The organism is Allobosea sp. OK403 (genome assembly GCF_900113835.1).
Lineage (GTDB): Bacteria > Pseudomonadota > Alphaproteobacteria > Rhizobiales > Beijerinckiaceae > Allobosea.
Genome location: NZ_FOQV01000001.1, coordinates 770684 through 796462 on the forward strand (window position 1 = coordinate 770684; position 25779 = coordinate 796462).

The window sequence follows — 25779 nt, forward strand, 5'->3', positions numbered from 1 at the left end:
CAGCGAAAGTTCTGACACGCCCATGCGTCCTGAAATCCAGACCCAGCTCGACAACGCCAAGCAGTCGATTGGACTGCTGAGGAGGCATCTTTGACTGGGATCAAGCACAACGCCGTCTCGCCGAACTGAACGCCCTCTCGGAGGGACCCGATTTCTGGAACGATGCCGATGCCGCGCAGAAGCTGATGCGCGAGCGCACCTCGCTCGAGGATCAGATCAACGGCATCGTCAAGCTCGAGCGTGATCTCGACGACGCGCTGACGCTGATCGAGCTCGGCGAGATGGAGGAGGATGAAGCCTCCATCACCGAGGGCGAGGGCGCGATCAAGGCCGTCGAAGTCGAGGCGGCGCGCCGGCAGGTCGAGACCCTGCTGTCGGGCGAAGCCGACATGCTCGACACCTATCTCGAGATCCATCCTGGCGCGGGCGGTACCGAAAGCCAGGACTGGGCCGAGATGCTGCTGCGGATGTATCGGCGCTGGGGCGAGCGGCGCAAGCTCAAGGTCGAGACGCTGGAATACCAGGACGGCGACACCGCGGGCATCAAATCGGCGACCCTGCAGTTCAAGGGGCACAACGCCTATGGCTGGCTGAAGACAGAATCAGGCGTGCACCGGCTCGTACGTATCTCGCCGTTTGATTCCAACGCGAGACGCCAGACCTCCTTCGCCTCAGTCTGGGTCTATCCCGTTGTTGACGACCGCATCGTCATCGACATCAACGAATCCGATTGCCGGATCGACACCTACCGGGCGCAGGGCGCGGGCGGCCAGCACATCAACACGACTGATTCGGCTGTCCGCATCACCCATATCCCGTCAGGCATCGCGGTCTCGTGCCAACAGGAGCGATCGCAGCACAAGAACAAGGCCAAGGCCTGGGACATGCTGCGCGCACGCCTCTATGAGGTCGAGCTGAAGAAGCGCGAAGACAAGGCCAATGCCGAGCAGGCCTCGAAGACCGATATCGGCTGGGGCCACCAGATCCGCTCCTATGTGCTGCAGCCCTATCAGCTGGTGAAGGATCTGCGCACCGGAGTGAGTTCCACAGCCCCGAGCGACGTGCTCGACGGCGCGCTCGACCCCTTCCTGGAAGCCTCGCTGGCGCAGCGCGTCTATGGCACCGAGGTCGAGGTCGAAGACATCGACTAGAGCAGTTTCCGATCCAGTTGGATCGTTCAATTGCTCTAGGTCATTGTTTTAAAGCGTTTTCTTCACGCGAACCGGTATCCACTTCGCTCCACTAAGCAAAATGGCCGGCCCAGTCAGGGTCGGCCATTCTGTTTTCGTCTGGCTTCAGCTTGCTGCCGTCACGCGAGCCGAGCTCCGCTCCCGCTCGAGAAATCCTACAGCATCAGGCCGAACACCACGTTCGGCCTGATGCTGTAGGGCTTTGATCTTGCATCGGCTTGTCCCGAAAACCGGTTCCCACTTTTCGGGCCGATGCTCTTAGAGCGTCGCCCGCCCGGCGAGCTTGGCTCCGGCGCGCAGAAAGCGGGTCGGGTCCATCGGCTCTTCGTTGATCCGGGTCTCGTAATGCAGATGTGGGCCTGTCGAGCGGCCGGTGGTGCCGACACGGCCGATCACCGTGCCCGTGGTCACGACCTGGCCGACCGAGGCCAGGATCGCCGACATATGGGCGTAGCGCGTGCTGATGCCGTTGCTGTGCTCGATCTCGACCATATTACCGTAGCCGCCGTTATATTCGGCGACGATGACCTTGCCCGGCGCGGTGGCTCGGATCGGCGACCCAGCCTCGGCCCGGAAATCGACGCCGGTATGCATCGCCGGGCCGCGCGTGAAGGGGTCGACGCGATAGCCGTAATTCGAGGTGAAATCGGCATCGCCTGCCATGGGGCGAGCAAGCGGCAATTGTTCGGTGAGGCCTCGCAGGCGGAAAACCGCGGCAATACGTGGCTGCAGCGCATCCAGCGTCGCCTCGAACGGCCCCTTGGACGGGTCGACCTTGAAGGGCACGAAGGGGCCGCCGGTACCGCCAGCCACGGGCACGACCGGGTTCATCTTGTCGGTGTCGATGCCGATTTCAGCGAGCGCGCTACGCATGCGCTTCTGCGAATCGGCCAGGCTCTCATCCATGTCCTTGAGCGCGGCAAGCTGCGCGCCTGCAGTGGTCGCAATGGCGCGATCCAGCCGTGTCAGGGCCGCCGCGACCCGCTGGGCAGGAGGCTGGGGCTCGGATTCGTCTGCTCCCGACACCCAGGGAGCGGCCTTACCGGCATCGGTCTTGTTGGCATCCGCCTTGCCGGCTTCGGCGCCGCGCAGGCCCGGGGCATCCGGCGCCGGCATCGGCTTGGCCGGCATGATCGGCGCGAAGCTGGTGATACCGGAGGCGCGAATCGGCTCCTCCGGCTTGAGCAACCGGGGGCGCAGCGGGGCCTTGATGCTGGAGGTGATACCGCCGGTCTGAAGCGTGTCGGCGAGCGCGGTGACGAGCGCCTGGCGGGATTCGACTTCAGCCTGCCGGGTCGCGAGCTCGTCGACGCGGGCCTCGACGCCGTCCTGGTCGAGAAGTGCACGGCTGGCCAAGCGGTCGATATCGGCCCGCAGGACGGTGATCCGGTCCTCATAGGCGTATTGGCGGGTGGTTTCGCGCGTGATCAATCGCGCCGCCAGGTCGTCCTTGCTGAGGATGTACCAGCCAGCGGCGCCGCTGCAGGCCGTGGTAACCGTCAGCCAGGCAAGGCCAGCAAACACCGTCGCGCGGCGTATCGTGTAGGTCTTGTGGGTGAAGAGCCCGGTGACCGGAAGGGCGGGGGCGGAGAAGGACTGTGTCATACGCGGGACCGGATGTTACGCTGCCGATCCCGCTATTAGGGTTGGTTAAGGTTAATCTTTCGCAAATTACTTGCTTTTCGAGGGTGCGCCCGTCGGCTCCGCGTCATAGCGCCTGGGCGGCGGCGAGGACTTCGTCGGCATGGCCGGCGACCTTCACCTTGAGCCAGATGCGGGCGATCTTGCCATCCTGGTCGATCAGGAAGGTGGTGCGCTCGACGCCCATATAGGTACGGCCATACATGCTCTTCTCGAGCCAGATGCCATAGGCCTGCAGCACGGTCTGGGTTTCGTCGGCGGCAAGCGCAAAATCGAGTCCGTGCTTCTTCTTGAACTTGTCGTGGCTCTTCACCGGATCGGGCGAAATGCCGACAATCTCCGTGCCGGCCTCAGTGAAAGCCTTGCGCAGGCCGTTGAACGCGATCGCCTCCTGGGTGCAACCCGGTGTATCGTCTTTGGGATAAGCGTAGAGGACGACTTTTCGTCCCTTGAGGCCAGCGAGCGAAAGCCTGCCGCCGCCATCCCGCGCGAGCGTGAAATCGGGGGCCTTGTCGCCTTGCTTCAATGCCATGTTTCGCCTTCCTTTCGTCGCCTTCGGTCTGCAAGAGCAGCGCTCCGCCACTTGGCCTCAATATGGCGCGCGCAGGCGCAGCCGCTAGTATGTTTTTATTCGTATCGATGCCGATTCGGGCGCGACGCCGAAACATCGTCCGGCATTGGGCGTTGACGTCCGAGTGCTGACGGCCGACCCCCCTGAAAACACCTTTTCCCAACGCAGGACGACGCAGGCATTGCAAGAGCAGCACGCGAACAGGGGCACCCCGCCGGCGGAGGCAGCCGCCGCCGCGCAGGAGGCTTGCGACATCGCGGCTGTGAAGAAGCGGGCGAAGGCCGGGTTGGTCACGATCGCGGTCGCAGTCATCGTAGCCGTTCTGACCCTGGCGGGCGCTGCGGTGACCCTCCTGGTCACGGGGTTGATCCCGCTATCGGGTCTCGAGGGGCGCATCGCCGGCGCGATCGAGGAGAGGCTCGGCGCGGGCTGGAAGGTCGAGGCGGCGTCCGCCGAACTCGGCCGCATCGACGGCCACTCGCAACTGCGTGTCAGGCAGGTCTCGTTTCGTCATACCAGCGGGGCAGTCATCCGCGCGCCGGAGGCCGTGCTCGGCTACGAGCCGCTTCCACTGTTGTTGGGAGAGATCAAGCTGATCTCGGTCGATCTGCGCGGCGTGAATGTCCGCCTCGGCGTCGACAAGAACGGGGCGCTGATCGTCAATGCCGATTCGGCTCCCGCGGAGGCGCAGCCGGCCTCGACGCTGCCCGATACGGGCCAGTGGAACGCCTTCACCGGCATCATGGGAGCAGTCGCGACGCTTGCGCAGGGCGAGGGCCTGCTCGGCGCGCTGCAGACGGCGGGCATGCATGGCGCCCGCCTGTCGCTGATCGACCCTGATGGGCGCCAACGCGCCGGTTTCGAGGATGTCGAGATCAGCCTGTCACGCACGGGCGAGCGGACGACGCGCCTGAGCGCGAAGGGCCGCACCGGGCAGCGCTGGAAGGAACTCGCGATCGATCTGTCGAGCGAGGCCGACGGTACGCAGCGCGCCGATATCGACATCGTCCGCTTCGAGCCGGCCGAAGTCGTAGCGCTCGCCTTCGGCAGCGGCGGAATCACCATCGAGGGCCTGCCGCTGAAGGGGCGCGCGACGCTGACCCAGAAGCCGAACGGCCAGAAGGCGATTACGGCCCGGCTAGACGTGCTGCCGGGCACCATCCAGTTTCCCGGCGGGCCATTAGCGCCGATCGCCGTCGAATCGGGCCATATGGAGGTCGCGAGCGAGAATGATTTCTCCGTGCTCCAGGTGTCCAGGGGCGAGTTGAATGCCGGTGCGACCCGCCTCAAGGGCGCGGGCACTCTGCGTGAGGAGAATGGCGCCTGGAGGCTGGATCTGGACGCTGCCGGCCAGATCCCGGGCGTCGATCAGGAGCCGCCTGTCGCCATCGACAGCCTGAAAGCCAATCTGCTGCTCGACCCGCGCTCGAACGAGGTGCGGATCGACGCCTTGTCGGTGAAGGGCCCCGCGATCACGGCCGACATGACGGGGCTGGTGCAGAAGACCGGCGAATCGCCGACACAACGCTTCTCGATCAAGGCGACCGATTCCGATGTCCGGGCCGTGCTGGCGCTGTGGCCGCGCTGGACCTCGCCCGATGTCCATACCGCGTTGTCGCGGCAGTTCGTGGCTGGTCGGGTCGGCAGTCTCGCGGTCGAACTCGATTTGCCGGCCGAGGATCACGCCCGTTTGCTGCACGGCGCCGGCTTGCCCGATGGCGCGCTCAGCGTTGTCATCGAGGCCAATCAGGTGCGCTATCTGCCCGGGCCGGGGCTGCCGCCGCTGGTCGACGGCGTCGTCTCAGGCAAGACGACAGGGCGAACGGTGCAGCTCCAGATCGCCAAGGCCGCGGCTGATCTGGGCAGCGGCAGGCAACTCATGCTGAGCGAGGGCAGCTTCAGCATGGCCGAGACCTGGATGCAGCGAGCGCCGGCGCGCGTGGCGTTCCGCTCGACGGGACCAATGGAGGCGCTGATGGCGCTGTTCACCTTCCCGGCCCTGAAGGATTTCTCATCGGGACCGCTCGACCCTGCCGCGGTCAAGGGCATGACCGACCTCAAGACCGTCATCAACTTGCCATTGGCCGACGACCCCAAGCCCAACGAGGTCGTGGTGCAGAGCGTTGGCACGCTGTCCAATATTTCGTCCGATGTGATGCTCGGCAACGACAAGCTCGAAGGCGGCAATCTGAGCTGGAACTTCGACAAGGCCGGCTTGCTGATAAAGGGAGAGGCTCGCATCAGCGGCGATCGCGGGCAGATCGAGGTTCGACAGGACAGCCACGGCAAGGGCGAGGCGACCTTGTCCTTGCTACTCGACAGCGCGGCGCGACAGAGGCGCGGGCTAGGGCCGGAGAGCGGCATCGGCGGCCCTGTTCAGGTCAAGGTGGCGAAGGTGCTGGGCAAGGGCGTCGATACGCCGCTGCGCGTCGAGATCGATCTGACCAAGGCGACGCTCGATGGTGTCATTCCGGGCCTCACCAAGGCGGCAGGTCGGGCAGGGCGTGTGAGCTTCAGCTATGTCGCCGACGCCAATGGCCCCGACCTCGAGGATTTCGTGCTGGACGCGGCGCCGGCCCTGATCAAGGGCCGGATCGAACTGAACAAGCAGAACGGTTTCGAGAGCGCGACGCTGTCCCAGCTCAAGATTTCGCCGGGCGATAATCTCAAGGTCGATGCCAAGCGCGACGGCAATGTGACCAAGCTCGTCATTCGCGGCGCGGTGGCCGATGTGCGCCCCTTCATCCGCGACCTGCAGAGCGCCTCGGGCCCAACTGCGCGCGGCGACAAGAATGCGGCCAAGGGCGGCGATCTCGATATCGACCTCGACGTCCCGATCCTGACCGGCTTCAACAGCGAGGCGATCAGCAATGCTTCGCTCAAATTGTCGAAGCGCGGTGGCGACATACGCGCGCTTGCCTTCCAGGGCCGGATTGGCCGGGCCGACGTTACCGCCAAGCAGGGCCGGCAAGGCGATACGCCGGGCGCGATCGTCATCCAGTCCGAGAATGGTGGCGCGCTGTTGCGTTTCGTCGATCTCTATCGGCGCGCCTATGGCGGCGACTTCATCCTGAGCCTGGGGCCAGGCGATACGCGCCAGAGCGGCGAATTGCTGTTCCGCGACTTCATCGTGCGTGACGAGCCGGCTCTGCGCCGGGTCGTCGGCGAGCAGCCGGGAGCGGCACCGGCTGGGGATCGAACCGGTGGCGCGGGGCCGGCTCCGGCGCCGCTGCGGATTGACGTCAGCGAAGTCGCCTTCACCAAGCTCAGGGCCGTCTTCACCCGCTCGGCCAGCAGGCTCGACGTCTCCGACATGGTGATCTGGGGGCAGCAGCTCGGCTTCACCCTGCAGGGCAATGTCGATTATGGCCGGGATCGCGTCGATATCGGCGGCACCTTCGTGCCGGGCTACGCTTTCAACAACGCCTTCGCCCAGGTTCCTGTCGTCGGCGCATTGCTCGGCGGCGGCAGCCAGTATGGCGGGCTGTTTGCGGTGAACTTCCGGATATCGGGCGCCGCAAGCGCTCCGACCATGACGATCAATCCGCTCTCGGCACTCGCGCCCGGCATCCTGCGCCGCTTCGTCGATCCGCTCGGCGGCTCGCCAATCCAGCAGCCGCAGGCCGCCCCGGCGCCCGGTCGCTGAAACCACAACGCCGGAATGGGCCTGATACCCGCTCCGGCGTTGGTATTCCGGTGATACGACGGCTTCCTTGGTGTTACTGCGCCCGCAGCAGGACGTGCTTCTTCCTGCCGAAGGACAGTTTGATCACCCCTTCGCCCGAGAGTTCAGAGAGCGTCAGCGTTGCGCGCTCGTCCGCGACGGCAGCGTCATTGACCCGAAGGCCGCCCGCCTTGACCTGCCGTCGCGCCTCCCCAGTCGAGGGCACAAGGCCGGCTTTGACGAAGGCGGTCAGCACACCGAGACCAGCCTCAAGCTCGGACCTTGCCACGGCGACGCTGGGAAGATCGTCTGCAAGCGCCCCATCCTCGAAGGTCTTGCGCGCAGTCTCGGACGCCGCCTCGGCAGCCTCCCGGCCATGCAGCATAGCTGTGACCTCGGTCGCGAGAATCTTCTTGGCCTCGTTGATCTCGGCACCGCCCAGCGCCGCAAGCCGGGCGATCTCTGCCATCGGCATCGTGGTGTAGAGCTTCAGGAAACGCTCGACATCGGCGTCCTCGGTGTTGCGCCAGAACTGCCAGAAATCGTAGGCGCCCATGAGTTCGGCGTTGAGCCAGACGGCGCCCGAGGCCGTCTTGCCCATCTTGCCGCCAGACGACGTCGTCAGCAGCGGCGAGGTCAGGGCATAGAGCTGGACATTGCTCATGCGGTGCCCAAGGTCGATGCCGTTGACGATGTTGCCCCACTGGTCGGAGCCGCCCATCTGCAGGATGCAGCCCGTGCGCTTGTTCAGCTCGACGAAGTCGTAGGCCTGCAGGATCATGTAGTTGAATTCGAGGAAGGACAGCGATTGCTCGCGCTCCAGCCGCGTCTTGACGCTGTCGAAGGACAGCATGCGGTTGACCGAGAAATGTCGGCCGACATCACGCAGGAATTCGAGATAGTTCAGCCCGAGCAGCCAGTCGGCGTTGTTCATCATCGTCGCAGAGTTCATCGACGAGGATTCGCCGCCGAAATCGAGGTAGTTGGCGAAGACGCGCTTGATGCCGGTGAGGTTGCGCTCGATGTCCTCGACCGTCAGCAGCTTGCGCGATTCCTCCTTGAAGGAGGGATCGCCGACCATCGAGGTGCCGCCGCCCATCAGTGCGATCGGCCTATGGCCGGTCGCCTGCATCCAGTGCAGCATCATGATCTGGATCAGCGAGCCCGCATGCAGCGAGGTCGCGGTGGCGTCGAAGCCGATATAGGCGCTGATCGGCCCTTTGAGCGCAGCAGCGTCCAGGCCCTCGGGATCCGAGATCTGGTGGACGTAACCACGCTCGGAGAGGACATGGAGAAGGTCGGATTTGAAGCTGGTCATGGCATGATCAATCGGCTGGCTGGTTCGTTTGGCATGGCTCGCGACCGTCTCGAGGCGGGCGAGCCATCATGGCCCGATCGGGCCTGCCCGTCATGGTCGGGCTTGTCCTGACCATCCACGTCTTCATTCGCCGAGAGCGGTATTCAAGAGCGATATTCAAGACGTGGATGCTCGCCACAAGGGCGAGCATGACGGTGGGGCGGTGGAAGCTGAGGAGACTACTCCTGCTCCTGCGCCTCGCGCTCTTCCTTGGGAATCTCCGGGCCGACATTGCGGTCGAGATAGGCGCTGACCTGCTCCATCAGCTGGTCCACACGGCCGTCGAAGAAGTGGTTGGCACCCTCGACCACCGCATGTTCGATCAGGATGCCCTTCTGGGTCTTCACCTTCTCGATCACCGCCATGACCTCCTTGACCGGCGCGACGCGGTCTTCCGAACCGTGCACGAACAGGCCGGAGGAGGGGCAAGGCGCCAGGAAGGAGAAGTCATAGCGGTTGGCCATCGCTGCGATCGACATGAAGCCCTCGATCTCCGGGCGGCGCATCAGGAGTTGCATGCCGATCCAGGCGCCGAAGGAGACGCCGGTGATCCAGCAGCTCTTGGCCTCGGGATTGAGCGCCTGCATCCAGTCGAGCGCGGCGGCGGCATCAGACAATTCGCCCGCGCCATGGTCGAAATGGCCCTGGCTGCGACCGACACCGCGGAAATTGAAGCGCAGCGCCGAAAAGCCCCGGTTCACGAAAGTGTAGAACAGATTGTAGACGATCTGGTTGTTCATCGTCCCGCCGAACTGCGGGTGCGGATGCAGGATGATCGCGAGCGGCGCGCCGCGCTTCTTGGCGGGCTGGTAACGGCCCTCGATCCGGCCGGCCGGTCCGTTGAAAATCACCTCTGGCATTGTCGTCTCGCCTTTTGTTGGGCCAAGGCCGCGCGCGCCGGGCAAAACAGCGCGCAAATGCCGCCGAAAATGCCCGGTCGCCCTTGACGACCCCGCCGCTCGCGCCCTACATCAAGCGCTTAGAATAGTTCTAACAGCCGTGAACAATACGGGAACGAACAGGTAGCGCATGATTTCCGCGCAGCCGTCGTCCCAGCCACGGCCGGTTCGGACGGGCGGCTATAGCACGGCGCATGGGTGCAATTTCAAGCATTTCGTGCCGACCGTCTTCCGCAAGGCAGGATCGGAGCCAGTGAGATCGTGACAGGAGCGACCCGCGCCTATCTCGACCACAATGCGACCACGCCGGTGCGGCCGGACGTGGCGCAGGCGATGGCGTGCGCGCTGACGCTCCCCGGAAACCCGTCATCGGTCCACCATGAGGGCAGGGCGGCCCGCGCCGCGATTGAACAGGCGCGGGCGCAGGTCGCCGCGCTCGTCGGGGCGAAGGCCGCCAATGTTGTCTTCACCAGCGGCGGCACTGAGGCCAATGCGACCGTGCTGTCGCCTGGATTGATGGATTGCAGCGGCGGGCGCGACTGCGTCAGGACACCCGCCTCGCTGCTCCTTTATGGCGCAACGGAACATGCCTGCATTCGCGACGGACATCGGTTCCCGGCCAACGCGGCCGAGGCGATCCCTGTCGATGCTGACGGGCTTGCCGACGAGGATTGGCTCGCGGGGCGGCTAGGGCGGCTCGCCGCGGAGCAGCCGGGGGCGCGCGCGCTGGTCTCGCTGCACCTCGCCAATAATGAGACCGGCGTGCTTCAGCCGATTGCCGCGATTGCGGCCATTGCCAAGCATTTCGGGGCGCTGATGCATTGCGACGCGGTCCAGGCCGCCGGCAAGATCGCCATCGATATCACTATGTTGGGTGTCGATGTTCTGACGCTGTCCGCCCATAAGCTCGGCGGACCGAAGGGCGTCGGCGCAATCGTCTTCCGCACCGGGGCGCTGGAGCTTGCCGACAAGCCCATGCGCGGCGGCGGGCAGGAGCGCGGCTGGCGCGCCGGCACCGAGAATGTGGCCGGTATTGTCGGCTTCGGGACGGCGGCGGAGATTGCAGCCAGGGCCATCGAGGCTGAAGCCGACCGGCTTTCCGCCTTGCGCAACAGACTGGAGGCCGGGCTGCTGGCGCTCGCGCCCGATACCATGATTTTCGGCCGCTCTGCGCCGCGCCTGCCCAACACCAGCGCCTTCGCCACGCCCGGAACTCGGGCGGAGACGGCACTGATCATGCTCGACCTGAATGGCGTCGCGCTGTCTTCCGGCTCGGCCTGCTCGTCAGGTAAGGTCAAGCGCTCGCATGTGCTGGACGCCATGGGCGTCGACCCTGCCATGAGCGCAGGGGCCTTGCGGGCGAGCCTCGGATGGACCACCTCCGAGGCAGAGATCGATCAGTTTTTGGCGGCCTATGCGAAAGCATTGGTCGCGACCAAGGGCCGGGAGGTTCAGGCGGCGGCCTGAATGTCCCGATAGATGACCAAACCGGCGGGCCTTGAACCCGCGACTGGAGAGTAGGCAATGGCAGCGGTCCAAGAGACCATTGATCAGGTCAAGTCGATCGACGTGACCGAATACAAATACGGTTTCGTTACCGAGATCGAGATGGACAAGCCCGCCAAGGGCCTGACCGAAGACACGGTGCGCTACATCTCGGCGCGCAAGAACGAGCCGGAATGGATGCTGGAATGGCGGCTCGACGCCTTCCGCCGCTGGAAGACGATGACCGAGCCGGCCTGGTCGCGCGTGCAGTACCCGCCGATCAACTATCAGGACATCTATTATTACGCCGCGCCGAAGAAGGGCGCCGATCCGAAATCGCTCGACGAGGTCGATCCGGCGATCCTGGAGACCTACAAGAAACTCGGCATCCCGCTGCGTGAGCAGGAGATTCTGGCCGGCGTCGCGCCGGAAAATCGGGTCGCGGTCGATGCCGTGTTCGACTCGGTCTCGGTCGTCACCACCTTCAAGAAGGAGCTGGCCGAGGCCGGCGTGATCTTCTGCTCGATCTCGGACGCGATCCAGGAGCATCCCGAGCTGGTGCGGAAATATCTCGCTACCGTCGTGCCGGTGACCGACAATTATTTCGCGACGCTGAACTGCGCCGTCTTCACCGACGGCTCCTTCGTCTACATCCCCAAGGGCGTGCGCTGCCCGATGGAATTGTCGACCTATTTCCGCATCAACGAACAGAACACCGGCCAGTTCGAGCGCACGCTGATCATCGCCGATGAGGGCTCCTATGTGAGCTATCTCGAAGGCTGCACCGCGCCCAAGCGCGACGAGAACCAGCTCCACGCTGCCGTGGTCGAATTGATCGCGCTCGACAATGCCGAGATCAAATACTCGACCGTGCAGAACTGGTATCCGGGCGATGCCGAGGGCAAGGGCGGCATCTACAACTTCGTCACCAAGCGCGGCGACTGCCGCGGCAAGAACTCGAAGATCTCCTGGACGCAGGTCGAGACCGGTTCGGCGATCACCTGGAAGTACCCGTCCTGTATCCTGCGCGGCGACGGCTCGCGCGGCGAGTTCTACTCGATAGCGGTGTCGAATGGCGCGCAGCAGGTCGATAGCGGCACCAAGATGATCCATCTTGGCAAGAACACGACCTCGAAGATCATTGCCAAGGGCATCGCGGCGGGCAAATCCGACTCGACCTATCGCGGCATGGTCTCGGCCCACCGCAAGGCGACGGGCGCGCGCAACTTCACCAATTGCGATTCGCTGCTGATCGGCGACCAGTGCGGCGCGCACACCATCCCCTATATCGAGGCCAAGACCGCGACCGCGATCTTCGAGCATGAGGCGACGACCTCCAAGATCGGCGAGGACCAGCTGTTCTATTGCCAGCAGCGCGGCCTCTCCGCCGAGGATGCGGTGGCGCTGATCGTCAACGGCTTCGTCAAGGAGGTGCTGCAGCAACTCCCGATGGAGTTCGCCGTCGAGGCGCAGAAGCTGATCACGATCTCGCTTGAGGGGAGCGTGGGGTGATTGCCTTGCAAACGCAGCCTTTGCTTGGCGTTGCAACGGTGATCGCCGCTTTGGTCGCACATGCTGAATTGGCCAATGCGTGTTCCTGCATCGACGAAGGACTGAGGGGCGAGGCCCTAATGTCTGCGCGTCTGCAAAAGGCCAAGGATGTCGTGCGTGGCAAGTTCATTTCGCTTAACGCTGGACGCGACGTGGTTCGCGAAGGACGTCGTCTCATCGTTGGGAAGCTTCAAGTCGATGAGACTTTGAAGGGTGATTTGAAGGGCGAAATCGAAGTGGTCACCGGCTTTGGAACCGGTGACTGCGGCGTGCCCGATGCACTGCTGATCTCGATCGCATGGGATAGGCAGATTGATCTCGAAATATCGAGGTCGGGAGGCCAAGACCCGCTCTATAGCGTGAATATGTGCGGCTACGGCAAGGTTCTGCCTATGCCGACTGCCAAGTGACACCACGAATTTAACTTGCGGATTTTGTCCGCTACGGAATGGAACTCTAACCAATGCTCGAAATTCGCAATCTCGTCGTCAAGATCGCTGACGAAGACAAGCAGATCATCAATGGCCTCAACCTCACCGTCAATGACGGCGAGGTTGCCGCAATCATGGGCCCCAACGGCTCCGGCAAATCGACGCTCTCCTATGTCATCGCCGGCAAGGAGGACTATGAGGTCCTCGACGGCGAGATCCTGCTGAACGGCGAGAACGTGCTGGAGATGGAGGCCGATGCGCGCGCCGCCGCCGGCATCTTCCTCGCCTTCCAGTACCCGCTGGAGATCCCCGGTGTCGCCACCATGACCTTCCTGAAGGCTGCGATGAACGCGCAGCGCAAGGCGCGCGGCGAGGCCGAATTGCTGACGCCCGACTTCATCAAGCGCGTCAACAGCGCAGCCGATGCGCTCAGCATCGACAAGGCCATGCTGCGCCGGCCGCTCAATGTCGGCTTTTCCGGCGGCGAGAAGAAGCGCATGGAAATTCTGCAGATGGCGCTGCTCTCGCCCTCGATGTGCATCCTCGACGAAACCGATTCCGGCCTCGACATCGACGCGCTGCGCATCGTCGCCGAGGGCGTGAACGCGCTCCGCGACAAGAGCCGCGGCTTCCTCGTCATCACCCATTATCAGCGCCTGCTCGACCATATCGTGCCCGACACGGTGCATGTCATGTCGAAGGGCCGCATCGTGAAGACCGGCGGCAAGGAACTGGCGCTGGAGCTCGAGAAGAGCGGCTATGCGGCCTATGCGGAGGCGGCGTGATGGCCATCGTCACCCCGCTGAAGACGGCAGCCGAGCAGGCCCTGTCGCAGCAATTCGCCAATGTGAAGGCTGAATTGCCCGGCACGCTGCCCGTGCGCAAGCTGCGCGAGGATGCCTTCGCCGGCTTCGAGGCCAAGGGCCTGCCGCATCGCCGGCTCGAATCCTGGCGCTATACCGATCTGCGTGGTCTGCTGCGCGAGGCGAAGCCGCTGGCGACCGCTGCGCGCGTCACGCCCGCAATCACCGCCCGGCTCGCGGCGCTGCCATTCGACGGCGTCCGGCTCGTGCTGGTCGATGGCGCTTTCACGCCCGAACTCTCGACGCTTGAAGGCCTGCCCGAAGGCGTGAACGTTCAGCCGCTGACTGAGGCGCTGGTCTCGACCCGCGAGGATCTGGCTCGCATCCTGTCGGGGCCGAGCATCGCCGATAGCGATACCGGCCTGATGCTCAATACCGCGCTGATGCGCGACGGCGTCTTCGTCGAGATCACCGAGGGCACGGAGCTTGCCGCGCCGATCGCCATCGTCTCGCTGGCTTCGGGCGAGGAGGAGACTGCGATCTTCCACCGATCGGTCGTGCTCGCGGCCAAGGGCGTCAAGGCGACGATCGTCGAGGTCAGCGAAAGCACTGGGCCCAAGGCGTCCCAGATCAACGGCGCGATCGTTTTCGAGACCGGCGACGAGAGCGATGTGCAGCATCTGCGCCTCGTCACGCGCCAGGTTCCGGAGACCGTGCAGGTCCAGAGCCTGCTTGCGACAATCGGCGCTCACGCCAAGTTCGAGAGCTTTGCGCTGGTCTGCAAGGCGGCCACGCTGCGCCAGCAATATTTCGTGAAGTATGCCGGCGAACACAGCGAGATCGGCCTGCGGGGCGTCAATCTGCTTGGCGGAGCCGAGCATTCCGACGTCACTTTGGTGATGGACCATGCGGTGCCTCACGGCGTCAGCCGTGAGCTGTTCAAGAATATCATCGGCGGCGAGGCCACCGGCGTTTTCCAGGGCAAGGTCATCGTGCGCCCTCATGCGCAGAAGACCGATGGCGGCATGAAGAGCAACACGCTGCTGCTGAACGACGGCGCCTCGATGTTCAACAAGCCGGAGCTCGAAATCTTCGCCGACGACGTCGTCTGCGGCCATGGCGCGACAGTCGCGCAGATGGATGGCGAGCAGCTCTTCTACCTGATGGCGCGCGGCCTGCCGCGGCCGCAGGCCGAAGCGCTGGTGCTGCAGGCCTTCGCCGGCGAGGCGGTCGAGTTCGTGGCCGATGAGGCACTGCGCGCCTTCGTCATGGCTGAGATCGAAGCCTGGCTTTCCCTGCGTGAAGCCTCCTCGGTGGTGAGCGCGGTCTGATGCCCTACATCAATCTCCAGATCACCAAGGGCGCGACCCGTGAGCAGAAGGCGGAGATCGTCAAGGAGTTCACCGACACGCTGGTGCGCGTGCTCGGCAAGAATCCGGCGAACACGCATATCGTGATCCAGGAGATCGAGCGCGAAAACTGGGGCCATGCCGGCGCCCTTGTCGACAAGCCGCGCGAGCCGGGAAAGGCGTGACATGAACGCGATGGCGAAACCTTACGACGTCGAGGCGGTCCGCAAGGATTTCACCATCCTGTCGCGAGAAGTCTACGGCAAGCCATTGGTCTATCTCGACAATGCGGCCTCGGCGCAGAAGCCCGAGGTCGTGATCGAGGCGATGACGAAGCTGATGCGCGAGGACTACGCCAATGTCCATCGCGGCCTGCACTACCTCGCCAACGCCTCGACCGAGGCCTATGAGGCGGCTCGCGAGAGCGTCCGGCGCTTCCTCAACGCGGCGCATCTGGAGGAGATCGTCTTCACGCGCTCCTCGACGGGCTCGCTGAACACGGTCGCATCCTCGCTCGGGCGCTACCTGAAGATCCAGGAGGGTGACGAGATCATTCTCTCGATCCTGGAGCACCACTCCAACATCGTGCCCTGGCACTATTGGCGCGAACGGCAAGGCGCCGTGATCAAATGGGCTCCGGTCGACGAGGACGGTAATTTCCTCGTGGAGGAGTTCGAGAAGCTGATCACGCCGCGGACCAAAGTGGTCTCGTTGACGCATATCTCGAACGCGATCGGTACGATCGTTCCGATCGCGGAGGTCGCCGCGATCTGCCGGGCCTACAAAATCCCGCTGGTCGTCGACGGCAGCCAGGGCGCGGTGCATCTGCCTGTCGATGTGCAGGCGCTGGGCTGCGATTTCTACTGCTTCACCGGCCACAAGACCTACGGGCCGACGGGCTCCGGCGTGCTCTGGGGCAAGCGTGAGTGGCTGGAAAAGCTGCCGCCCTATGAAGGCGGCGGCGAGATGATCGTTACCGTCAGCGAGGACGCGATCACCTATAACGATCCGCCGCATCGCTTCGAATCCGGCACGCCGGCGATCATCGAGGCGGTCGGGCTGGGTGCGGCGCTCGACTACATGATGGCTCTCGGCCGCGAGAACATCGCAGCGCATGAGGCGAGCCTCAACGACTACGCCATGAAGCGGCTCGGCGAGATGAACTCGATCCGCATCTTCGGCAAAGCCCGGCAGAAGGGCGCTATCGTCGCCTTCGAGATGAAGGGCGCCCATGCCCATGACGTCGCGACCGTGATCGATCGGGCCGGTGTCGCGGTTCGGGCCGGCACCCATTGCGCCATGCCGCTTCTGGCCCGATATGGAGTGACATCGACCTGCCGCGCTTCATTCGGGCTCTACAACACGCTCGAGGAAGTCGATACACTGGTCGAAGCCCTGCGGAAGGCCGAGACGCTGTTTGCGTGACGGCTGATCGCCTGAACTGGAATTAGCGATGACCGATACCGCCGAGGAACTGAAGCCGAATGCGCCGACCATGGGCGCGAGCTCCAGCCTGCCGCCCGAGGAGATCGATCGGCTCACCGACGACATCGTCGCCGCGCTGAAGACGGTCTATGATCCCGAAATCCCGTCCGACATCTACGAACTCGGCCTGATCTATCGCGTCGACATCGCCGATGATCGCCAGGTCGCGATCGACATGACACTGACCGCGCCGGGCTGTCCCGTCGCCGGCGAGATGCCGGGCTGGGTCGAGAACGCTGTCAGCACCGTGCCGGGTGTCTCGGGCGTGACCGTCAACATGACCTTCGATCCGCCCTGGGACCAGTCGCGCATGTCCGACGAGGCGAGAGTCGCGCTCGATATGTGGTGATCTGGACGCTCTCCCGCTGCGCATGCATCATGGCATCATGCGCATGACGAAGTGGGATTACGTCGCTTTTCCGATCCTGGCGGCGCTGCTGCTTGGCGTGACCTATGCGGCCTTCCGGCTCGTTGGGTTCTTTGGACTTGGCGTCCTCGGCCTCGTCATTGGCTTCATCGCGGTGCGCATGGACCTCGAGCGCGACGGGGCGAGCAGCGGCCTTGCCGAGCAGTTCAAGGCGCGCGAGCGCATGTCCCGCGCGGAGCGCGCCGGCTTGCAGGCGGAGCAAAGCTTCCGGTTGAAGCCGCTTTTCGTGGCGCAGATTGTCGCGACCGGCTTCATCATTCTCGGTTTTGGGCTCCATTTCCTGCTCTGATCGATCGCATTCGCTTTGTTCATTTCTGCAAGCCGCGAAACGATGGCATCTGAAGCCGGGGCCTGATCCTGCCCCGCCGGAGCCAGCCATGCGCAAATTCGCCTATGAGACCGTCGACGTCTTCACCGAGACCCGTTTCGGCGGGAACCAGCTCGCCGTCTTCACCGATGCGCGCGGTCTCTCGGACGCCGAGATGCAGTTGCTCGCGGCTGAGATGAACTATAGCGAGACGACCTTCGTCCTGCCGCCGAGTGACCCCGCCAACGACGCCCGCGTGCGCATCTTCACGCGCAAGCATGAGATGCCCTTCGCCGGACACCCCAATGTCGGCACCGCCTTCGTCCTGGCCCGCCATGGCCGCGACAGGGACGGCATGTTGCGCTTCGAGGAGCTGGCGGGGCTGGTCGAGGTCAGGATCGCCGGCAACGCGCAAGGCGAGATTCAGGGCGCCACCATCGCTGCGCCTCAGCCTCTCTCCACGGGAATAGAGTTGCCGGTCGAAGGCATCGCAGCCTGCGCCGGCCTCCAGCCCTCCGATATCGTGGTCGCCAACCATCGCCCGGTCCGCGCCTCGGTCGGCGTGCATTTCGTCCTCGCCGAGGTCGCGGCGGACGCCTTGTCGAAGGCGCTGCCGGATATCGCGGCCTTCCGGGCCTTGCGTGACGCGACGCCCGCGCTCGAGGGCCGGCTCTCGCTGTTCATCTATGCCCGCGACGGCGCCACGATCCGGGCGCGGATGTTTGCGCCGCTCAGCGATACCTGGGAGGATCCCGCCACCGGTAGCGCCAGCGCCACCACGGCCGCGCTCCTGCTATCCCTTCAGGGCGGCGAGATGGCGGAGTTTACGTTGACGCAGGGTGTCGAGATGGGGCGGCCGAGCCTGCTCAAGCTCAAGGCCTGGCGTGCACCCGACGGCATCCGCGCCACGGTCGGCGGTTCCTGCGTGCCGGTGCTGCGCGGCGAGGCGCTGCTTTAGAGCATCGGCCGGAGAAGCGGGAACCGGTTTTCGGGAGAAGCCGATGCTGTCTGGCGTTCCAGCGCGGCTCAAGCCTCGAGGCCCAGCCCCGCGCGGATGCGTTTGCTCAGCTTGTTGGCGATCAGCCGGTGGCTCTCGCGCAGATAGTCCAGCAAGACCTCATCGGGCATGCCCTCATCGGTCTGACGCTGGATCCAGCTCATGCCGCGCGAGGCGAGGTAGGGGGCAGGCCGCAGGCCGGGCTGCTCCTTCAGGATGTCGTAGCTCGCCCAGGAGCATTTGAAGGTCACGGCGAAGGCCTCATCCGCGCTCTCCCTGGCTATGGCGAAGACCTTGCCGCCGACCTTCCAGACATGGGCGTCGCCCCATTGCACGACATGGCTCGTGGCGGGGAGGGCGGCGCAGAAGGCGTCATATTCGGCGAGCGTCATCGTCGCGCCCTGCTCAGTAACTCTCGGCGTCGATGCCGAAGCGCTTCGCCGCCGCGCCGATCTGCGACCAGGTCTCGTCGTCGAGCGGAATGCCGGTCTTAGCCCGTTCGATCCGCGTCGCACGCTCCTTGTCGCCGGGTGCGAGAACGGGATTGGCTTCGTCCTGCGGTTTGGCGGCGCGCACGAAGGCGAGATAGCTCTCGATCCGGCTCTTGCGGAGCGAAGCGTCGGGCTCCAGCCGGGCGGGGTCGATCAGCACCCCGAAGAGCGAATTGATGATCCAGCTCTTCTGCGGCTTCTCGTCGATGCGGGCGGCACCCATCAATCCGGCCGAGAGCAGTTCCGCGATCAGTGAGAGGCCTGCACCCTTATGGTCTCCGAAAGGCAGGAGCGCGCCCAGCGGCAGGTCCGGAATGGCGTGCTGGAAGACGTGCTTGGGGTCGGTTGTCGGCCGGCCCTCGCCGTCGATGATGTAGCCTGGCGGCACCGGCACACCCTTGTTCAGCGCGACGCGGGCCTTGCCATGGGCCATGCGGCTGGTGGCGAAATCGAGGATGATCGGATCGCCTTCCGGCACCGGAATGCCGATAGCGTGCGGGTTGGTGCCGAAGCGCGCTTCCTTGGCGGCGAAGGGAGCGACGATCGGTGCGCGCCCGGCGACGTTGACCCAGAACAGCGAGATCAATCCAGCCTCGGCGGCGATCTCGGCATAATGGCCGATGCGGCCGATATGGTGGGAATCGAGCAGGTTCAGGATCGCGACCCCGCCGGACTTCGCCATTGCGCCGGCCTGCTCGACCGCGTTGCGGGCGGCCGGCTGGCCGAGTGCGACCTGCGCATCGACGATCAGGAAGGGGGCGGCGTCGAGCCGGGCATGGGGCCTGGATTGCGGCTTCAGATTGCCGTCGGCCAGCGACTGGAAATAGAGCGGAATCATCCCGACGCCATGGCTGTCATGGCCACTCAGATTGGCCAGGACGAGATGGTCGGCGGTCTCCTGCGCCTCGGCTTCCGTCCAGCCGGCCTTGGTGACCATGTCGCGGACGAGGGTGCGGAGCGCTTCGGGGCGGTGCGTGCGGTAGGTCATCGTCTGTCGTCTTCGTCCCGTTGTCGAGGCGGCCACAGTGCATGAGCGGGCGCTCCACGCAATGCGCGCAGTGAAAGGACGGCCGTGCGCTCCGGCATCTCGACGTTGCGCTCACCAATCCTTATGTTGTGGGCTGCAATCTTGCTTCATCGGGCCTTGAACCCGATCGAGGAGGGACGACGAATGTTTTCGATTCCAGGCCTGAAGGTGGTCTCCCTGACCGACGCTGCCGCCTCGCGCATCCGCGAGATCATGGCGCAATCGGCGCTCGATAACCCCGACGCACCGGCGCTCGGCTTGCGGGTCGGCGTCAAGAAGGGCGGTTGCGCCGGCATGGAATACACCTTCGAGGTGGCGCGCGAGACGGCCAAAGGCGACGAGGTCGTCTCCGAGAAGGACGCGACCGTGATCGTCGACGCCAAGGCCGTGCTGTTCCTGCTCGGCACCGAACTCGACTTCAAGACCGACCGCTTCTCCTCGACCTTCGTATTCAACAACCCGAACCAGATATCGGCCTGCGGCTGCGGCGAATCGGTCGAGATCAAGCCGCGCGCCGAGAGCGCGCTCGCAGCGCACTGAGCCAGTCGATGGATGCTGAAGGCATCCGCGAGCTCTTCGCAGATATTCTGCCGGTGCGGGTGCGTAGATTGTTCGGCGGTCTCGGCGTCTATGACGGCGAGATGATCTTCGCCCTGGTTTTCAAGGGTGACATCTATCTCAAGACCTCGCCCGCGACGCTGGAGCGCTTCGTTGCCGCCGGCTGCCGGCCTTTTACCTATGAAGCGCGCAGCCGGGAGCGTGCGCTCGGCTATTGGAGCCTGCCGGATGCCGCGCTGGATGACTTGGATACGTTGAGAATCTGGACGAATCTGGCGCGCGAGGCGGCGCGGCAGAAGGCTTCGCGCCTCAAGCCACGCGGCTCAAGGCTTCGAGCGCCTCTTCCGTGACGGTGCGGTTGCGGCCGTCGCGCTTGGCCTGCATCAGGGCCTGGTCGGCGCGGTCGACCAGCGATCCCGCGGTGTCGCCGCGACGATAGCCTGCAACGCCGAGCGAGATGGTGATGCGGCCGAGATTCTCGTTGGTCGAGCGCTTTACCAATTCGCGCGTCAGCAGCGCCTGGCGCACGGTCTCGGCGCCGAACTTGCCGGCGACAAGATCGGACTCCGGCAGGATGATCGCGAATTCCTCGCCGCCGAAGCGGGTGATCACCGCTTTTTCCTTGAACTTGTCCTTCATGGTGCGGGCAACGAGGCGCAGCACCTGGTCTCCGGTAAGATGGCCATGGGCGTCATTGAACTTCTTGAAATAGTCGATATCGGCCATGACCAGCGCGAAGGGCTCGCGGCGCAAAGTCGCCTGATCGATCGATTTCTGCAGCATTTCCTCGAAATGGCGGCGGTTGGCGAGGCCAGTCAGCGGATCGGTCAGAGCCTCGGCGCGGGTCATCTCCAGCGCCTCACGGAGATTGCGGATCTCGTTGGAGCTGTTGCGGAGCTGGGCTTCGAGCTGGGTCTTGCGGGTGACCTCTTCGCGCGTCGACAGCACGAGCGCCTCGACCCATTCGCGCAGCCTCTGCCGGTCCGCCGCCGGCGGCACGTCCTCGGACATGGCGGAGAGGCGGCCATGATAGCGCTCGCTGGACACGAGCGTCTTGTCGACCAGCGACATCAGCCCGTCGATCTCGCCCAGGACCTGAAGGCTCGTGCGCTCTGCCTGTTTGGCGAGCCGGTCATTGCCGATGAAGCGATCATAGAGATTGTCGATGTCGGCGACGCCGACCTTGCCCTCGCTGCTGGCGAGGATCGCGGTCATCGCCATGCTCACGGCCGGCATCTCGCCGCTGAGATGGGCGTACCAGACCTCGAAAGCGCGCGGATAACCCGGGGAACCATGTTCGCGCATCGCTGCGACGACCTGATCGGCCAGATCACAGGATTGAGCGGAAATCTGCGCGTGGTCGCTCATTGCCAATAGCCCGGACATGAAGCCGGTTCATGGTTTTCGACCATGACAGCTTCGATTGCACATCGAAGCGGGACATCCTGTCCGTCACAACGGCGGCATGCGCCCGTTCATGACCGCCGCGCTAACAGCAGCCATTCCGGAAACATGACGCCTCTGAGTTAATGCGAGGTTATGACCTAAGGTCAGATCCTAAAATTCAGCCGACCTTGACGGGGCGCATCAGGAAGGCCGGCACATGATCGCCGAGCCCCTTGACCTTCGGACCATCATCATCGTCGCGCCGACGCGGCTCGGCGGTGCGCTCGGGCCTGGCGGCGCGCGGCTCAGGGCTGCGCTCCGGCTTGGCTGAACGGGATTCCGGTGCCCGCTCCGGCTTGGCGGCCTGAGGAGCGGGGCTCTCGCCACGGATCTTGGTCTTCGTCGGCCCGTCTGCTTCGGGGCGGCGGCGGCGCGGCGCGGCCTCGTCGTCGGAGGCCGGGCGCTCCACTCGGATCGGGCGCGGCGTCGTCTCGGGCTCGGCGCGGGGGCCGCGCTCGGGGCGGCCACGGCCACCGCCGCGCGCCGGGCGGCGATCCTCGCCACGTCCGCCGCGACCGCCATGGCGCTCCTCGCGCGGAGCGCCGGGCGGCAATGTGTCGACACCGCCGCCTTCCCAGGCGATGGGCTGACCCATCAACTTCTCGATCGCCGTGACAAGCTTTTCGTCATGGCGCGTCACGATGGTGAAAGAGGCGCCCTCGCGGCCGGCGCGGCCGGTGCGGCCGATGCGGTGGACGTAATCCTCGGCATGGGTCGGCACGTCGTAATTGAAGACATGGCTGACCGCAGGAATGTCGAGCCCGCGGGCGGCGACGTCGCTGGCGACCAGGATCGGGTTCTCGCCGGTGCGGAAGGATTCCAGCGCTGCCATGCGGGCGTACTGGTCCATGTCGCCATGGAGCGAGACGGCCGGAAAACCATGCTTCTGCAAAGATTTATGCAGCGTTGCTACATCGCGCTTGCGGTTGCAGAACACAATCGCGTTCTGCAGGTCCTTGGCCTCCTTGATCAGCTTGCGCAACGTCTCGCGCTTCTCGAAATCCTGTCCGTTCGAGGCGATCAGGCGCTGCGTAATCGTGGTGGCTGCAGTTGCGGGGCGCGAGGCCTCGATGCGCACTGGATTGTGCAGGAACTGCTCGCTGATGCGCGTGATCTCGGGCGGCATCGTCGCGGTGAAGAACAGCGTCTGCCGCGTGAAGGGAACCAGCTTACAAACCCGCTCAATATCGGGAATGAACCCCATGTCGAGCATGCGGTCGGCCTCGTCGATGACAAGGAGCTCGACGCCGGTGAGCAGCAGCTTGCCGCGCTCGACATGATCGAGCAGGCGGCCGGGCGTCGCGATCAGCACGTCGACGCCGCGGGTGATCTTGGCGTCCTGGTCGCCAAAAGAGACGCCGCCGATCAGCAGCGCAACGGAGAGCTTCTGGTTGACGCCGTAGCGGGAGAAGTTCTCCTCGACCTGGGCGGCGAGCTCGCGCGTCGGTTCCAGGATCAGGGTGCGCGGCATCCGGGCCCGGGCGCGGCCGGTTTCCAGAATGGTCAGCATCGGCAGGGTGAAGGCTGCCGTCTTGCCTGTGCCGGTCTGGGCGATGCCGAGAACGTCGCGGCGGGCGAGGACGTGGGGGATGGCCTGGGCTTGGATCGGGGTCGGCGTGGTGTAGCCTGCAGTCGTGACCGCGGTCAGAACCTTTTCACTCAGGCCGAGTTCGGCAAATGACATCGAATGTTGCGCTTCTTTAGGGTCGGTTACTCGAGGCGGGATGACCTATCAACCGCGACGGTGGCGCGACATCTCTTTCCAGCGCGCCTTCGGACTTCCGTGCAATGCAGAAAAAGCGCGGCGAAGTCAATAAACTAGAGAGCGATGTCCATAAATGCGACACGGCTTTAGGACGACATCGCGCTTTGAATTAGGAACGAGGCCAACACCGATATGATCGACGCCACGCAGGAACCGCTTGTTCTGATCCCGGGACTGAGCTGCGACGCCTCCCTCTATGCGCCGCAATGGCCGGCTCTGGCTGCCGGCGGCAGGCCTATCCTCATCGCCGAGCATGCGCAGGACGAAACTCTGGACGCCATTGCGCAACGGCTGCTCGCCGCGGCCCCGCCGCGCTTCGCGCTCTGCGGCCTGTCCATGGGCGGCTATATCGCTTTCGAAGTGATGCGGCAGGCGCCGGGGCGCGTCACGCGATTGGCGCTTCTCGACACCAGCGCCAAGCCGGCGACGCCTGAGACGAACACGCCGCGCGAACAGATGATCGCCCTGGCGCAGAAGGGCGCCTTCGACAATGTCACGACCTTGCTCTGGCAGCGCTTGGTCGCGCCGGCGCGCCTTGTCGACGAACCCTTGCGGTTGCTCGTCAGGCGGATGGCGGACGAGGTCGGTGCGGAAGGTTTTATCCGGCAGCAGCGCGCAATCATGACGCGGCCCGACTCGCGGCCCGGACTGGCGGCGATTGATGTGCCGACGCTCGCGCTGGTCGGCGCGGAGGATTTGATCACGCCGCCGAGCGAGGCGCAGGAGATCGCGGCCGGGATCGGCGCCAAGGCCAAGCTGGTGGTCGTGCCGGGCTGCGGCCACCTCTCGACGCTTGAGGCGCCGGATGCCGTGACCGCCGAGCTGCTAGCCTGGTTCGGCTAACGTGTTTTCGAGCGAGGTGGGTACCGGTTCGCGTGAAGAAAACACGTCAAAACAAAGATCCAGAGCAATTGAACGATCCAATCAGATCGGAATTCGCTCTAAAATCTCAGCGCGGGACCACGCAGGGGTCGAGACGGGTCTGGTTCGCCGACTTTTGAAGCGAACCCGTGATCATCGGATCGACCGGCTTGCCTTTCGAGGCGGCGGAGGCGACCTGGGTCAGGCGTTCGGTGTCGAGCTTGGCGGTCTGGTTCGAGACGAAATTCACCGCGACGACCGACAGGAATCCGATCGCGGCGGCAGCCTTGGCGACGTCAGCGACCATTGTGCCGCGGTCGTTCTTCCAGAAGAGTTCGATCAGCCGCATCTGGCCTGCTCCGCCCATTCGAGCGCCAAGGCACCCCTCGCCATGACCTTGCGCCATCAGCGGTAAAAAGACGGTTAGCAAACCGTTGCCGCGATCCCGCGTTGTTCATGAAATCGCTAGAGCAGGACGTCGGGGCCCGGGGCCGGCTGGCCATTGAGTCTGGCGCGGTTGTTGCGAAACAGCTCCCGCAAAGCGCCCAGCACGGCAAGAACGGCGGGCCGCTGCCGCGAGACGTCATGCGAGACCAGGAATATCTCGTCGGCTGTCCTGTCCGGCGGCGGCTGCAGCCGGACGAGCGTCTCATCGGCGTCGCCCATGAAACAAGGCACCATGGAGACCGCGCCGGCTGAACGGACGCTTTCGTAGCGCGCCGCTGAATCGCCGACGCGCGCCGCGACAGGGCGGCCTGCAGCCCATTCGAGGATATGCTCCTCGATCCGCGACGACACGTCCCGGCTGACCGAGATGATCGGCGCCGTCGCAGGGTCGATATCCCGCCGGACGTAGAGCGCTTGTACAAGCCGCCCGATTTTCTGGGCAAAATAGCCTTGCTGTTCCGGCACCTTGCTCATCCGCAACGCGATGTCGGCATCGCCCCGCGCGAGATCGAGCTTGTCGCGGGTGCTGATGATGACGATTTCGACCCCTCCGGCAGCTGCGGAAATCGTCGTCGCATGCATCGTCAGGAACAAGCTGATCGAGGTCGTGGCGGTGATCCTGACCGGCGCGCTATCCGAGGCGCGCGCGGCCCGCGCCCGGCTGGCGAAACGCTCAGTGGCGGCAGCGACCTCGCTTGCATCCTGCGCCAGGGCCTGACCGAGCTCGGTGAGGATCAGGCGATTGGCGGCGCGCCGGAACAGTTGCAGCCCAAGCCTTGCCTCGAAAGCCTTCAGCCTCCGGGCAACCGTCGCTTCGCTCAGTCCGAGTTGCGCCGCCGCCACGGCCAGCGCCCCGCTCGCGGCGATGGCGTGGAAGATTCCGATGTCGTCCCAGCCGGGGGAAACCAGATCGCCGTGGCGTCGAGCTTGAGAGGGAGGAGGCTGCCCCATGCGGTCACTGGCCAAGCTTGCGGGGAGCGAGAGACATGGCTCGCGAAGACGTGACGGGGATCGCGGGAGAGCTTGT

25 protein-coding genes are annotated in these 25779 nt (G+C 64.7%); 15 read left to right on the forward strand and 10 right to left on the reverse strand.

From position 1 onward, the window contains the following. The first annotated feature begins 22 nt into the window (after positions 1-22). A protein-coding gene (prfB, locus tag BMZ97_RS03255; protein ID WP_139221144.1) for a peptide chain release factor 2 occupies positions 23-1151 on the forward strand; the annotation gives its coding sequence in 2 pieces (ribosomal slippage) (positions 23-91 and positions 93-1151; 1128 coding nt in all). Between the two features lie 297 nt (positions 1152-1448). Here prfB and BMZ97_RS03260 read toward each other — a convergent pair. Together BMZ97_RS03260 and BMZ97_RS03265 are read right to left on the reverse strand one after the other, a co-directional pair. Beyond that, positions 1449-2795, reverse strand: a complete 1347-nt coding sequence (locus BMZ97_RS03260; protein ID WP_092165417.1) for a M23 family metallopeptidase — start codon at positions 2793-2795, stop codon at positions 1449-1451. A 103-nt stretch (positions 2796-2898) separates the two neighbouring features. Continuing rightward, positions 2899-3363: a peroxiredoxin gene (locus BMZ97_RS03265; RefSeq protein ID WP_092165419.1), complete on the reverse strand. Its 465-nt coding sequence runs from the start codon at positions 3361-3363 to the stop codon at positions 2899-2901. A 220-nt stretch (positions 3364-3583) separates the two neighbouring features. Here BMZ97_RS03265 and BMZ97_RS03270 point away from each other — a divergent pair, with 220 nt between their 5' ends. Then, on the forward strand, positions 3584-7048 hold the full coding sequence (locus BMZ97_RS03270) for a hypothetical protein (protein ID WP_092165421.1): 3465 nt from the start codon (positions 3584-3586) through the stop codon (positions 7046-7048). Positions 7049-7121: 73 nt separating this feature from the next. On the opposite strand, the gene tyrS is transcribed toward BMZ97_RS03270, so the two are convergent. Next, entirely contained in the window at positions 7122-8384 is a 1263-nt protein-coding gene (gene tyrS, locus BMZ97_RS03275) for a tyrosine--tRNA ligase (protein WP_092165423.1), read from the reverse strand. A 218-nt stretch (positions 8385-8602) separates the two neighbouring features. After that, positions 8603-9283, reverse strand: a complete 681-nt coding sequence (locus tag BMZ97_RS03280) for an alpha/beta hydrolase (protein ID WP_069691513.1) — start codon at positions 9281-9283, stop codon at positions 8603-8605. Between the two features lie 300 nt (positions 9284-9583). On the opposite strand from BMZ97_RS03280, the gene BMZ97_RS03285 reads away from it, so the two are divergent. The 10 genes from BMZ97_RS03285 to BMZ97_RS03330 all read left to right on the forward strand — a co-directional run bounded on the left by BMZ97_RS03285 (position 9584) and on the right by BMZ97_RS03330 (position 18118). Continuing rightward, positions 9584-10789, forward strand: coding sequence for a cysteine desulfurase family protein (locus BMZ97_RS03285; protein WP_092165425.1), 1206 nt, complete (start codon positions 9584-9586; stop codon positions 10787-10789). A 57-nt stretch (positions 10790-10846) separates the two neighbouring features. Continuing rightward, complete coding sequence (gene sufB / locus BMZ97_RS03290) at positions 10847-12319, forward strand: Fe-S cluster assembly protein SufB (protein WP_092165427.1); 1473 nt, start codon at positions 10847-10849, stop codon at positions 12317-12319. Next, positions 12316-12768, forward strand: a complete 453-nt coding sequence (locus BMZ97_RS03295; protein WP_092165429.1) for a hypothetical protein — start codon at positions 12316-12318, stop codon at positions 12766-12768. The genes sufB and BMZ97_RS03295 overlap by 4 nt, the downstream gene beginning before the upstream one ends. A gap of 53 nt (positions 12769-12821) precedes the next feature. Beyond that, positions 12822-13574, forward strand: coding sequence for a Fe-S cluster assembly ATPase SufC (gene sufC, locus BMZ97_RS03300; RefSeq protein WP_092165431.1), 753 nt, complete (start codon positions 12822-12824; stop codon positions 13572-13574). After that, positions 13574-14923: a SufB/SufD family protein gene (locus tag BMZ97_RS03305; RefSeq protein ID WP_092165433.1), complete on the forward strand. Its 1350-nt coding sequence runs from the start codon at positions 13574-13576 to the stop codon at positions 14921-14923. Before sufC ends, BMZ97_RS03305 begins: the two co-directional genes overlap by 1 nt. Then, complete coding sequence (locus BMZ97_RS03310) at positions 14923-15126, forward strand: tautomerase family protein (RefSeq protein WP_092165436.1); 204 nt, start codon at positions 14923-14925, stop codon at positions 15124-15126. The genes BMZ97_RS03305 and BMZ97_RS03310 overlap by 1 nt, the downstream gene beginning before the upstream one ends. A gap of 1 nt (position 15127) precedes the next feature. Next, positions 15128-16366: a cysteine desulfurase gene (locus tag BMZ97_RS03315; RefSeq protein WP_092165438.1), complete on the forward strand. Its 1239-nt coding sequence runs from the start codon at positions 15128-15130 to the stop codon at positions 16364-16366. 28 nt (positions 16367-16394) lie between these two features. Next, positions 16395-16775 carry an SUF system Fe-S cluster assembly protein gene (locus BMZ97_RS03320; protein WP_092165440.1) on the forward strand — a complete coding sequence of 127 codons (381 nt, stop codon included), beginning with the start codon at positions 16395-16397 and terminating at the stop codon, positions 16773-16775. A 43-nt stretch (positions 16776-16818) separates the two neighbouring features. Beyond that, positions 16819-17142 (forward strand): hypothetical protein, encoded by a 324-nt coding sequence (locus tag BMZ97_RS03325; protein ID WP_139221145.1) that lies wholly within the window; start codon positions 16819-16821, stop codon positions 17140-17142. An 88-nt stretch (positions 17143-17230) separates the two neighbouring features. Continuing rightward, a complete protein-coding gene (locus BMZ97_RS03330; protein WP_092165443.1) occupies positions 17231-18118 on the forward strand; it encodes a PhzF family phenazine biosynthesis protein in 888 nt (295 codons plus the stop codon). Positions 18119-18186: 68 nt separating this feature from the next. Here BMZ97_RS03330 and BMZ97_RS03335 read toward each other — a convergent pair whose 3' ends face one another. Continuing rightward, positions 18187-18549 (reverse strand): MmcQ/YjbR family DNA-binding protein, encoded by a 363-nt coding sequence (locus BMZ97_RS03335; RefSeq protein ID WP_092165444.1) that lies wholly within the window; start codon positions 18547-18549, stop codon positions 18187-18189. A 13-nt stretch (positions 18550-18562) separates the two neighbouring features. Further along, positions 18563-19636, reverse strand: a complete 1074-nt coding sequence (locus tag BMZ97_RS03340) for a malate/lactate/ureidoglycolate dehydrogenase (protein WP_092165445.1) — start codon at positions 19634-19636, stop codon at positions 18563-18565. A 183-nt stretch (positions 19637-19819) separates the two neighbouring features. Between BMZ97_RS03340 and BMZ97_RS03345 the strand changes: the two genes are divergently transcribed. Both BMZ97_RS03345 and BMZ97_RS03350 read left to right on the forward strand, forming a co-directional pair. Continuing rightward, positions 19820-20215, forward strand: coding sequence for a HesB/IscA family protein (locus BMZ97_RS03345; protein WP_175525409.1), 396 nt, complete (start codon positions 19820-19822; stop codon positions 20213-20215). 8 nt (positions 20216-20223) lie between these two features. Next, a complete protein-coding gene (locus BMZ97_RS03350; protein ID WP_092165446.1) occupies positions 20224-20583 on the forward strand; it encodes a TfoX/Sxy family protein in 360 nt (119 codons plus the stop codon). Here BMZ97_RS03350 and BMZ97_RS03355 read toward each other — a convergent pair. Both BMZ97_RS03355 and BMZ97_RS03360 read right to left on the reverse strand, forming a co-directional pair. Next, positions 20543-21601 carry a GGDEF domain-containing protein gene (locus BMZ97_RS03355; RefSeq protein WP_175525410.1) on the reverse strand — a complete coding sequence of 353 codons (1059 nt, stop codon included), beginning with the start codon at positions 21599-21601 and terminating at the stop codon, positions 20543-20545. The genes BMZ97_RS03350 and BMZ97_RS03355 overlap by 41 nt on opposite strands. Positions 21602-21797: 196 nt before the next feature. Then, complete coding sequence (locus BMZ97_RS03360; RefSeq protein WP_092165449.1) at positions 21798-23363, reverse strand: DEAD/DEAH box helicase; 1566 nt, start codon at positions 23361-23363, stop codon at positions 21798-21800. A 213-nt stretch (positions 23364-23576) separates the two neighbouring features. On the opposite strand from BMZ97_RS03360, the gene BMZ97_RS03365 reads away from it, so the two are divergent. After that, positions 23577-24287 (forward strand): alpha/beta fold hydrolase, encoded by a 711-nt coding sequence (locus BMZ97_RS03365; RefSeq protein ID WP_175525411.1) that lies wholly within the window; start codon positions 23577-23579, stop codon positions 24285-24287. A gap of 106 nt (positions 24288-24393) precedes the next feature. Here BMZ97_RS03365 and BMZ97_RS03370 read toward each other — a convergent pair whose 3' ends face one another. Together BMZ97_RS03370 and BMZ97_RS03375 are read right to left on the reverse strand one after the other, a co-directional pair. Continuing rightward, positions 24394-24654, reverse strand: a complete 261-nt coding sequence (locus tag BMZ97_RS03370; protein WP_139221146.1) for a hypothetical protein — start codon at positions 24652-24654, stop codon at positions 24394-24396. A 116-nt stretch (positions 24655-24770) separates the two neighbouring features. Further along, positions 24771-25703 (reverse strand): LysR family transcriptional regulator, encoded by a 933-nt coding sequence (locus BMZ97_RS03375; protein ID WP_092165453.1) that lies wholly within the window; start codon positions 25701-25703, stop codon positions 24771-24773. Positions 25704-25779: the final 76 nt, after the last annotated feature.

What these genes read in the sequence shown, in the direction of transcription:
- BMZ97_RS03260 (WP_092165417.1), bottom strand. Translation starts at nt 2,795, where the DNA reads ATGACACAGTCCTTCTCCGCCCCCGCCCTTCCGGTCACCGGGCTCTTC.
- BMZ97_RS03265 (WP_092165419.1), bottom strand. Translation starts at nt 3,363, where the DNA reads ATGGCATTGAAGCAAGGCGACAAGGCCCCCGATTTCACGCTCGCGCGG.
- tyrS (WP_092165423.1), bottom strand. Translation starts at nt 8,384, where the DNA reads ATGACCAGCTTCAAATCCGACCTTCTCCATGTCCTCTCCGAGCGTGGT.
- BMZ97_RS03280 (WP_069691513.1), bottom strand. Translation starts at nt 9,283, where the DNA reads ATGCCAGAGGTGATTTTCAACGGACCGGCCGGCCGGATCGAGGGCCGT.
- sufB (WP_092165427.1), top strand. Translation starts at nt 10,847, where the DNA reads ATGGCAGCGGTCCAAGAGACCATTGATCAGGTCAAGTCGATCGACGTG.
- sufC (WP_092165431.1), top strand. Translation starts at nt 12,822, where the DNA reads ATGCTCGAAATTCGCAATCTCGTCGTCAAGATCGCTGACGAAGACAAG.
- BMZ97_RS03305 (WP_092165433.1), top strand. Translation starts at nt 13,574, where the DNA reads ATGGCCATCGTCACCCCGCTGAAGACGGCAGCCGAGCAGGCCCTGTCG.
- BMZ97_RS03310 (WP_092165436.1), top strand. Translation starts at nt 14,923, where the DNA reads ATGCCCTACATCAATCTCCAGATCACCAAGGGCGCGACCCGTGAGCAG.
- BMZ97_RS03315 (WP_092165438.1), top strand. Translation starts at nt 15,128, where the DNA reads ATGAACGCGATGGCGAAACCTTACGACGTCGAGGCGGTCCGCAAGGAT.
- BMZ97_RS03320 (WP_092165440.1), top strand. Translation starts at nt 16,395, where the DNA reads ATGACCGATACCGCCGAGGAACTGAAGCCGAATGCGCCGACCATGGGC.
- BMZ97_RS03325 (WP_139221145.1), top strand. Translation starts at nt 16,819, where the DNA reads ATGACGAAGTGGGATTACGTCGCTTTTCCGATCCTGGCGGCGCTGCTG.
- BMZ97_RS03330 (WP_092165443.1), top strand. Translation starts at nt 17,231, where the DNA reads ATGCGCAAATTCGCCTATGAGACCGTCGACGTCTTCACCGAGACCCGT.
- BMZ97_RS03335 (WP_092165444.1), bottom strand. Translation starts at nt 18,549, where the DNA reads ATGACGCTCGCCGAATATGACGCCTTCTGCGCCGCCCTCCCCGCCACG.
- BMZ97_RS03340 (WP_092165445.1), bottom strand. Translation starts at nt 19,636, where the DNA reads ATGACCTACCGCACGCACCGCCCCGAAGCGCTCCGCACCCTCGTCCGC.
- BMZ97_RS03345 (WP_175525409.1), top strand. Translation starts at nt 19,820, where the DNA reads ATGTTTTCGATTCCAGGCCTGAAGGTGGTCTCCCTGACCGACGCTGCC.
- BMZ97_RS03350 (WP_092165446.1), top strand. Translation starts at nt 20,224, where the DNA reads ATGGATGCTGAAGGCATCCGCGAGCTCTTCGCAGATATTCTGCCGGTG.
- BMZ97_RS03355 (WP_175525410.1), bottom strand. Translation starts at nt 21,601, where the DNA reads ATGAGCGACCACGCGCAGATTTCCGCTCAATCCTGTGATCTGGCCGAT.
- BMZ97_RS03360 (WP_092165449.1), bottom strand. Translation starts at nt 23,363, where the DNA reads ATGTCATTTGCCGAACTCGGCCTGAGTGAAAAGGTTCTGACCGCGGTC.
- BMZ97_RS03365 (WP_175525411.1), top strand. Translation starts at nt 23,577, where the DNA reads ATGATCGACGCCACGCAGGAACCGCTTGTTCTGATCCCGGGACTGAGC.
- BMZ97_RS03370 (WP_139221146.1), bottom strand. Translation starts at nt 24,654, where the DNA reads ATGCGGCTGATCGAACTCTTCTGGAAGAACGACCGCGGCACAATGGTC.
- BMZ97_RS03375 (WP_092165453.1), bottom strand. Translation starts at nt 25,703, where the DNA reads ATGGGGCAGCCTCCTCCCTCTCAAGCTCGACGCCACGGCGATCTGGTT.